Annotated in this window: 9 protein-coding genes; 1 reads left to right on the top strand and 8 read right to left on the bottom strand. The window is 67.5% G+C overall.

Features of this window, described 5'->3' with window-relative positions; genetic code table 11:
• The 6 genes from FJ694_RS10875 to FJ694_RS10850 form a co-directional block, all read right to left on the bottom strand.
• A partial coding sequence (locus FJ694_RS10875) for an ABC transporter permease (RefSeq protein WP_510513687.1) occupies positions 1-403 on the bottom strand: 403 nt, incomplete at its 3' end.
• Between the two features lie 25 nt (positions 404-428).
• Positions 429-1,463: a phosphate ABC transporter substrate-binding protein PstS gene (gene pstS / locus FJ694_RS10870; protein ID WP_157266885.1), complete on the bottom strand. Its 1,035-nt coding sequence runs from the start codon at positions 1,461-1,463 to the stop codon at positions 429-431.
• A 266-nt stretch (positions 1,464-1,729) separates the two neighbouring features.
• Complete coding sequence (glmM, locus tag FJ694_RS10865; protein ID WP_157266882.1) at positions 1,730-3,061, bottom strand: phosphoglucosamine mutase; 1,332 nt, start codon at positions 3,059-3,061, stop codon at positions 1,730-1,732.
• Positions 3,062-3,140: 79 nt separating this feature from the next.
• A complete protein-coding gene (gene folP / locus FJ694_RS10860; protein ID WP_157266879.1) occupies positions 3,141-3,983 on the bottom strand; it encodes a dihydropteroate synthase in 843 nt (280 codons plus the stop codon).
• A 92-nt stretch (positions 3,984-4,075) separates the two neighbouring features.
• Complete coding sequence (gene ftsH / locus FJ694_RS10855; protein ID WP_157266875.1) at positions 4,076-5,983, bottom strand: ATP-dependent zinc metalloprotease FtsH; 1,908 nt, start codon at positions 5,981-5,983, stop codon at positions 4,076-4,078.
• Between the two features lie 164 nt (positions 5,984-6,147).
• Entirely contained in the window at positions 6,148-6,822 is a 675-nt protein-coding gene (locus FJ694_RS10850) for an RlmE family RNA methyltransferase (protein ID WP_157266871.1), read from the bottom strand.
• 20 nt (positions 6,823-6,842) lie between these two features.
• On the opposite strand from FJ694_RS10850, the gene FJ694_RS10845 reads away from it, so the two are divergent.
• Positions 6,843-7,316: a YhbY family RNA-binding protein gene (locus FJ694_RS10845; protein WP_157266868.1), complete on the top strand. Its 474-nt coding sequence runs from the start codon at positions 6,843-6,845 to the stop codon at positions 7,314-7,316.
• A gap of 30 nt (positions 7,317-7,346) precedes the next feature.
• On the opposite strand, the gene FJ694_RS10840 is transcribed toward FJ694_RS10845, so the two are convergent.
• Positions 7,347-7,814 carry a DUF4149 domain-containing protein gene (locus tag FJ694_RS10840; protein WP_232539985.1) on the bottom strand — a complete coding sequence of 156 codons (468 nt, stop codon included), beginning with the start codon at positions 7,812-7,814 and terminating at the stop codon, positions 7,347-7,349.
• On the bottom strand, positions 7,811-8,287 hold the full coding sequence (greA, locus tag FJ694_RS10835; protein ID WP_157266865.1) for a transcription elongation factor GreA: 477 nt from the start codon (positions 8,285-8,287) through the stop codon (positions 7,811-7,813). Before greA ends, FJ694_RS10840 begins: the two co-directional genes overlap by 4 nt.
• Positions 8,288-8,390: the final 103 nt, after the last annotated feature.

Raw genomic sequence — 8,390 nt, 5'->3', positions numbered from 1 at the left:
TGCCCAGCGGGCGCTTGAGCCAGCCCGGGGCCAGCTCGGTGAGGAACAGCGCGATGCCGAAGCTCACCGGCACGGCGATGAGCAGCGCGATGGCCGAGCTCGCCAGCGTCCCCCAGATCATGACCAGACCGCCGAAGCGCTCCTGCACCGGGTCCCACTCGCTGCTCCACAGGAAGCCCAGCCCGTAGGCCTCGATGGCCGGGCGCGCGCCGATGAGCAGCGAAACGATGATGCCCACCAGCAGCGCCAGCACCAGCGCGGCGGCGGCATGCGCCGCCGCCGAGAACAGCCGGTCGGGCCAGGGCGAGAAGCGGGGTGTTGCGGGCGGCCGTGCGGCGGCCTGGAACGGGTCCGCGGCATCAGGAAGATCGGCGCGCGAGGCAGCCGGCAGTCGGGCGCTCATGGTCGTCAAACGGTCATTCGAAGGGTCACTTGAGCGCCAGCGCCTTGCCGTCGGCGCCCTTGACGGTGGCCCATTGCTTGCGCACCAGCGTCTTGAGCGTGTCGGGCAGCGCCACGTACTCCAGGTCCGCCGCCATGGCATCGCCGTTGGCATAAGCCCAGTCAAAGAACTTCAGCGCCGCGGCGGCGTTGGCTGCCTTCTCCGGCGCCTTCGGCATGAGGATGTAGGTTGCGCCGCTCAGCGGCCAGGCGTCCTTGCCCGGCTGGTCGGTCAGCACCTGGTAGAAGCTCTTGTTCCAGTCAGCGCCGGCTGCAGCGGCCTTGAAGTTGGCATCGTCAGGCGACACGAAGTTACCAGCCTGGTTCTTCAGCAGCGCGTACGTCATCTTGTTCTGCTTGACGTAGGCGTACTCGACGTAGCCGATGGCGCCGGGGAGCTTCTGCACATAGGCAGCCACACCCTCGTTGCCCTTGCCGCCGAAGCCGGTGGGCCATTTCACGGACGTGCTCTCGCCCACGCTCGACTTCCACTCCGCATTGGTCTTGGAGAGGTAATTGGTGAACAGGAAGCTCGTGCCCGAGCCATCGGAGCGCTGCACCACGGCGATGGCCAGGTCGGGCAGCGGCACGCCAGGGTTGAGCGCCGCCAGCGCCGGGTCGTTCCACTTCTTGATCTTGCCCAGATAGATGTCGCCCAGCACCTGGCCGGTGAGCTTGAGCTGACCGGGCTGCAGGCCCTTGACGTTGACCACCGGAACCACGCCGCCGATGACGGTGGGGAACTGCAGCAGCCCTTCCTTGGCCAGTTCCTCATCCTTGAGCGGCATGTCGGTGGCGCCAAAGTCCACCGTGCGAGCCTTGATTTGCTTGATGCCGGCGCCGGAACCCACCGACTGGTAATTCACGCGCACGCCATTGGCCTTGTTGTAGGCGTCGGCCCACTTGGCGTAGACCGGGGCGGGAAAGGTGGCACCGGCGCCGGTGACATCCTGGGCAGCGGCCGAGCCGGCGGCGGTGGCGAGCAAGCTGCCGAGCAGCAGCGGCAGGTGGAAGCGCGTCATCGCAAATCCTCGATGCAGTTGAGCAATGCGCGCGACTGTAAGCAGCGTCTGTGACACCCCTGTGACAGTGACCGAATTGGCCACGGCAGCGGTGCCGCTTTGCAACGGCGCCATGCCTGTCCAGGCTCCAGGTCCGCACGCACGCACGCGGACGACAGCGTCACGCCCGCGTCATGAAGACACCCCTCGCCTTGTGGAGCCGTGCTCCCGCACCAACGAAAAGAGGCGGCCACGCCGCCTCTCCCAGCCAAGAAACAGCCGTGGGTTCAGGCGCGTGCCGCCTCGGCCAGTTGCTCAGCGCAGGCGCGTCCCTGCTGGGCGTCCTGGGCTTCGACCATGACGCGCAGCACCGGCTCCGTGCCGGAAGCACGGATCAGCACGCGGCCGGCGTCGCCGAGCAGGCGCTCGACATCGGCCTGCGCCTGGGTCAGTTGCGTGTTGCGCTTCCAGTCCGCGCCCTCGGCCAGGCGCACGTTGAGCAGCGTCTGCGGGAACAGGCTCACACCCTCCAGCAGATCGGCCAGCGTGCGGTTCTGGCGCCGCACGGCCTGCAGCACCTGCAGCGCGCTGACGATGCCGTCGCCGGTGGTGTGCCGGTCCAGCGCGATGAGATGGCCCGAGCCCTCACCGCCCAGTTGCCAGCCCCGGGCGGATAGTTCCTCGAGCACGTAGCGGTCGCCCACCTTGGCTCGCACCAACTGCACGTCGCGGCGGCGCAGTGCCATCTCCACGCCCATGTTGGTCATGAGCGTGCCCACGGCGCCGGGTACGCTCTGCCCTTGCGCCAGGCGGTCCGCCACCAGGACGTAGAGCAGCTCGTCACCATCGTAGAGGCGGCCGGCAGCGTCCACCATTTGCAGCCGGTCGGCGTCGCCGTCAAGCGCGATGCCGTAATCAGCACCGTGCTCGCGCACTGCCTGCACCAGCGCCTTCGGTGCCGTGGCGCCCACGCCGGCATTGATGTTGAGGCCGTCCGGGCTGCAGCCGATGGTCACGACCTCGGCGCCCAGCTCGTGGAATACCGCTGGCGCCACGTGGTAAGCCGCGCCGTGGGCCGCGTCCACCACCAGCTTCATGCCCTTGAGGGTCAGCTCGTTACTGATGGTGCTCTTGCAGAACTCGATGTAGCGCCCGCCCGCATCCTCCAGCCTGCGCGCCCTGCCCAGTCCCGTGGAATCGACCCAGTGCGGTGCGTCCTGCAGCGCTGCTTCCACCGCCAGTTCCCAGGCGTCAGGCAGCTTCTTGCCCTGGGCCGAGAAGAACTTCACGCCGTTGTCGTTGAAGGGATTGTGCGAGGCGCTGATGACCACGCCGAGGTCCAGGCGCAGCGCGCGCGTGAGGTAAGCCACTCCAGGCGTCGGCAACGGACCGCTGAGCAGCACGTCCACGCCGGCGCTGGCAAAGCCCGCTTCCAGCGCCGACTCGATCATGTAGCCCGAGATGCGCGTGTCCTTGCCGATCAGCACCGTGGGGCGCTTGGTCTCGGCGCGCAGCACGCGCCCGACGGCATGCCCCAGCCGCAGCATGAAGTCCGGCGTGATGGGAGATTGGCCAACGGTTCCCCGGATGCCGTCCGTGCCAAAGAAGTTTCTGCTCATTCCTCTTGTTCCTCGTTGTGCTTGCAGGCCAGTCACGCCCTTTGTGGGGCAACCCACCATTGTCCTTCAGCGATCAACATCAGGAACCATTCCCTACCAGCCCGGCCGCCTGCCAGACCTTGAGCGCATCCACAGTCGCGGCGACATCGTGAACTCGTACCACCCGCGCACCCAACTGCACCGCGGCCAGCGCGGCTGCGACGCTGGGCACCAGGCGCTGGTCCACCGGCCGCCCGGTGACGGTGCCCAGGCAGGACTTGCGTGACAGGCCCACCAGCAGCGGCCGACCCAGGGCCAGCAACTCGGGCTGCCGGCGCAGCAGTTCCAGGTTGTGCGTCACGGTCTTGCCGAAGCCATAGCCGGGGTCCAGTGCCACGCGGTCATCCGCCACGCCGTGAGCACGGAGCACGTCGAGCCGCTGCGCCAGGAAGGCTGCCACGTCGGCAGCCACGTCGGCGTAGCTGGGGGCCAGCTGCATCGTCGCCGGCTCGCCCTGCATGTGCATCAGGCACACGCCTGCGGGCACGCCGTCGGCCAGGAAGGCTTCCAGCGCGCCTGGCCGCTGAAGTGCGCGCACGTCGTTGACGATGTCCACGCCCAGCGCCAGCGCGCGGCGAATCACCAGCGGGCTACTGGTGTCCACGGACACCGGCACGCCCAGCGTGACGGCATGGCGCAGCACGGGCTCAACGCGGGCCAGTTCGTCGGCCTCGGCCGGCGTGGCCGACCCCGGGCGCGTGGACTCGCCGCCGATGTCCAGGATGTCGGCGCCCTCGGCCACGAGCCGCTCGCAATGCGCCCGGGCCGAGGCCGCGTCCGCGTGCCGGCCGCCATCAGAGAACGAATCGGGCGTGGCATTGACGATGCCCATCACCAGCGGGCGCGAGAGGTCGAGGCGGAAGCGGGTCGTGGTCCAGAGCATGGGCGGCTGACGGGAAGGTATTGAGGCGTGCAGGGATCAAGAAAAACGGGGCCCGAAGGCCCCGTCGCATGCGGTTTCAGCGTGGCACCGGATCAGGATGCCGTGGCCGGCGTGCCGTCCGGATTGACCGGGGGCGACATGCTGCCACCCGAGCGCGGCGGCGTGGACGTCCAGTCCTTGGGCGGACGCGGTGGTTTGCCGGCCATGATGTCGTCGATCTGGTCGCTGTCGATGGTCTCCCATTCGATCAGCGCCCGGGCCATGGCGTGCATCTTGTCCTTGTTCTCCTCGATGAGCCGGCGCGCGATGGCGTACTGCTCATCGATGATCTTGCGGATCTGCTGGTCCACCTTCTGCATCGTTTCCTCGGAAACGTTGACATGCTTGGTGACCGAGCGGCCCAGGAAGACTTCGCCCTCATTCTCTGCGTAGACCATCGGGCCCAGCTCGTCGGTCATGCCGTAGCGGGTGACCATGTCGCGGGCGATCTGCGTGGCGCGTTCGAAGTCGTTGGAAGCGCCGGTGGTCATCTGGTTCATGAACACCTCTTCCGCGATCCGCCCGCCGAACAGCACCGAGATGGTCGAGAGCATGCGCTCCTTGTCCATGCTGTAGCGGTCGCCTTCGGGCAACTGCATCGTCACGCCCAGGGCACGGCCACGCGGGATCACCGTGACCTTGTGCACCGGATCGGTCTTGGGCATCAGGCGCGCCACCAGCGCATGGCCGGCCTCGTGGTACGCCGTGTTCTTGCGCTCCTCCTCGGGCATGACCATGGATTTGCGCTCCGGCCCCATCATGATCTTGTCCTTGGCCTTCTCGAAGTCGACCATCTCCACCACGCGCCCGTTGCGGCGGGCGGCGAAGAGCGCGGCTTCGTTGACCAGGTTGGCCAGGTCGGCGCCCGAGAAGCCCGGGGTGCCGCGCGCCAGGATGTCGGCGCGGATGTCCTGGCCCACGGGCACCTTGCGCATGTGGACGTTGAGGATCTGTTCGCGGCCGCGCACGTCGGGCAGCGTCACGTAGACCTGGCGGTCAAAGCGGCCCGGACGCAGCAGCGCGGGGTCGAGGATGTCGGGCCGGTTGGTGGCCGCCATCACGATCACGCCGAGGTTCGTCTCGAAGCCGTCCATCTCGACCAGCATCTGGTTGAGCGTCTGCTCGCGCTCGTCGTTGCCGCCGCCCAGGCCGGCACCGCGGTGGCGGCCGACGGCGTCGATTTCGTCCACGAAGATGATGCAGGGCGCGCTCTTCTTGGCCTGCTCGAACATGTCGCGCACACGGGCCGCGCCCACGCCGACGAACATCTCGACGAAGTCGGAGCCCGAGATGCTGAAGAACGGCACCTTGGCCTCGCCGGCGATGGCCTTGGCCAGCAGCGTCTTGCCGGTGCCCGGAGGGCCGACCAGCAGCACGCCGCGCGGGATGCGGCCGCCGAGCTTCTGGAAGCGCTGCGGGTCCTTCAGGAAGTCCACCAACTCCTTCACCTCTTCCTTGGCCTCGTCGCAGCCGGCGACGTCGGCGAAGGTCGTGGAGTTGTTGGCCTCGTCGAGCATGCGCGCCTTGGACTTGCCGAAGCTGAAAGCGCCGCCCTTGCCGCCGCCCTGCATCTGGCGCATGAAGTAGATCCACACGCCGATGAGCAGCAGCATCGGGCCCCAGCTGACGAGAATGCTCATCAGCACCGAGGGCTCCTCGCGCGGCTTGACGTCGAACTTGACGCCGTTGTTGATCAGGTCGCCCACCAGGCCGCGATCCAGGTAGGTCGCCGTGCTGCGCAGCCGCTTGTCGTCGTTGGTGGTGGCGATGATGTCAGTGCCGCCGTTGCCCTCCTGCAGCGTCACGGACTTGATGCGCTTGGCGCGCACCTCTTCCAGAAAGTCCGAATAACCGATCTGGTTACCCGCCGTCACTCCGCGGTCGAACTGTTTGAAGACGGTGAACAGCACGAGGGCGATCACCATCCAGACAGCGACTTTAGAGAACCATTGATTGTTCACCGCGGCTCCTTTTCAAACCAGGCACTGCCACGCGCGCGAGAGGCGTGACCGTGGGGAATTGAGGGCAATTTTAGTTCAGTCAAGGGCTTGGCAAGTTTTGCTTTGTCCTGGGTGGACACGGGTGTTTTCAACCCCCGCAAAAAGTCCTCGCCCCAGGAGAAACGTCACACATTCTTCAGACCAAGACCCACCAGGAAAGTTTCGGAAGAACGGTCCCGCGAGGCCTTGGGCTTGATCGGCTTGACCACGCGGAAGTGCTTCTTGAACAGCTCCACGAGCTGACTGTAGCCGCTGCCGTGGAACACCTTGCACACCAGCGCGCCGGAAGGCTTGAGGTGGGCGCCGCAAAACTCCACCGCCAGTTCCACCAGGTGCGCGATGCGCGCCGCGTCGGCGCTTTCGATGCCGGAGAGGTTGGGCGCCATGTCCGACACCACCAGGTCGGCCTGCCGCCCGGCGAGCGTCTCGGCCAGCTGGGCCAGCACCGCGTCCTCGCGGAAATCGCCCTGAATGAAGTACACGCCCTCGATCGGCTCGAAGGGCAGGATGTCCAGCGCGATGATGGTGCCCTGCAGCTCACCTACCGCCGCGCCTCCGGCCCCGGCCGTCTTGGGCGCGAAGCGCCGGCGCAGGTACTGGCTCCAGGCGCCGGGTGCGGCACCCAGGTCCACCACGACCTGCCCCGGGCGCACCAGTTGCAGCGCCTCGTCGATCTCCTTGAGCTTGTAGGCGGCACGGGCTCGGTAGCCCTCGCGCTGCGCCATCTTTACGTAGGGATCGTTGATATGGTCCGCAAGCCAGGCCTTGTTGACCTTCTTGCTCTTGGTGTTGATCTTCATGCTGCGTCGATAATGTAAGGATGTCTGCGATTCAACTGACCCCGGCCCAGCGCAAGGAACACCGCGCCGCCGCCCACCACCTCCACCCGGTCGTCCAGATCGGCTCCGAGGGCCTGACCACCGGCGTGCTCAAGGAGCTCGATGCCGCGCTCAAGGCCCACGGCCTGATCAAGGTGCGCGTCTTCTCCGACGACCGCGTCGCGCGCGAGGCCCTGCTTGGCGAGCTGGCCGACCAGCTCGGCGCCGCGCCCATTCAGCACATCGGCAAGCTGCTCGTGCTCTGGCGCCCCATCCCACCCAAGGAGGCCGCGGAGCGAGAGGACCGCCAGCCCGGCCCCAAGGTGGTCAAGATCGTGAAGTTCAGCAAGAGCGGCAACCACCGCCCCCAGGTCAAGAAGGTACGCGTGCTGGGCAACGAGCGCGTCACCCCTGGCGGCAGCATCAAGCGCGCCAAGCGCCGCACCACCAGCGTCAAGAAGCGCGCCGCGGAATAAGCGGCTCCAGCGCCCTCTTCGGGCGTTTCGTCACGATGGCGGCGCTTTCACAGGCGCTGCCACCCGCCAGGCCAGCGCCAGCACGCACAGGATCTTCAGCCCGAACAGCACCAGGCTGACGGCGTGCAGTTGGCCGAAGCTCAGCGCGCCCTGCCCGGCGCGCGCTGCGGCCATCATGGGCTGCAGGCCGAAATACCCGGCCACCGTGAAGAACAGCGCACCCAGCGCCAGCGCCATGTCGGCGCTGAACTGGCCACCCAGGCCGGCGCGCGCACGGCGCCGCTCGATCAGCACGAAGGCCAGCGCCGCCGCCAGGCTCAGGAATGCCTCGCGCTGGAAAATGAAGGCCACCACCAGCCCGGCCTGCGCACGCTCCAGCGTCGCGAAAGGCGCCGGCGTGGCGACCAGGGCGATGCACAGCAGCAGTCCGGCCCACAACGGCGGCAGCAGCCGCCGCGCGCGCAGCCAGCCGTCGCCCGACGTCGCGGCACGGCTCACCGGTAGTGCACTTCCATGATCTCGTAGGTCTTGATGCCGCCGGGCGCCTGCACCTCGGCCACGTCGCCGGCTTCCTTGCCGATGAGCGCGCGCGCGATGGGCGAGCTGATCGAGATCAGCCCCTGCTTCAGGTCAGCCTCGTCGTCGCCCACGATCTGGTAGGTCACGCTCATGCCGGTGGCCTCGTCCTCCAGGTCCACCGTGGCGCCGAAGACCACGCGCCCACCGGCGTCGAGCCCGGACGGGTCGATCACCTGCGCCGCCGACAGCTTGCCCTCGATCTCCAGGATGCGGCCTTCGATGAAGCCTTGCTTGTCCTTGGCGGCGTCGTACTCGGCGTTCTCCGACAGGTCGCCTTGCGCGCGCGCCTCCTGGATCGCCAGGACCACCGCAGGCCGCTCGACGTACTTCAGGCGCTGCAGCTCCTCCTTGAGCTTCTCGGCGCCGCGCTTGGTGATGGGAATGGTGGCCATATTTGTCGCGATCGGTGGATCAAAAGCAAAACGCGCCCGGGGCGCGTTTGTAGTTGTGAGAAAGCCGCCGCCCCGGCAGTGAGGCCCGGGCGGCGGCGTACGC

Origin of the sequence: Azohydromonas aeria, assembly GCF_009760915.1 — a bacterium.
Classification (GTDB): Bacteria; Pseudomonadota; Gammaproteobacteria; order Burkholderiales; family Burkholderiaceae_C; genus Azohydromonas; species Azohydromonas aeria.
This window is presented reverse-complemented; position numbering and strand designations above follow the sequence as displayed.